This window comes from Kitasatospora sp. MBT66 (assembly GCF_000710405.2).
Taxonomy (GTDB): Bacteria; Actinomycetota; Actinomycetes; order Streptomycetales; family Streptomycetaceae; genus Kitasatospora; species Kitasatospora purpeofusca.
On sequence record NZ_JAIY01000010.1, the window covers coordinates 975101 to 975470 of the forward strand.

At 76.5% G+C, this 370-nt stretch carries 1 protein-coding gene; it reads right to left on the minus strand.

The window, feature by feature from the left end:
* The coding region (locus BI06_RS48505; protein WP_158516469.1) for a polysaccharide deacetylase family protein at nt 1–370 on the minus strand (370 nt) is incomplete at both ends.

A 370-nucleotide genomic window follows, 5' to 3' on the forward strand; every position in this document is an offset into this window, starting at 1 on the left:
ATCTCGTCGTGGACCTCGCCGGGGTCGCGGGTGCCGGCGATGCCGTAGGCCGAGCGGCCGGTGACGGAGAGGGGGCGGTGGGCGGTGCCGTGGTTGGCGATCTCGAAGAGCGGGTCGGCGGCGAGGCTCTCGAAGGTGTCGGGGTTGGCGTCGATCCAGCGGGCGTTCAGGAAGAGGGTGGCGGGGACGCCGTGGGTGCGCAGGGTGGCGACCAGGGCCGCGTCGTAGCCGGAGCCGCCCGGGCCGCCGCAGGCGTCGAAGGTGAGGGCGATCGCGGGGGCGGCGGACCTGGGGAGGGCGGTGAGCACGCCGGGGACGTCGAGGCCCCAGGCGGCGGGGACGGCGTCGGCGTAGCGGGCGGTGACGAACG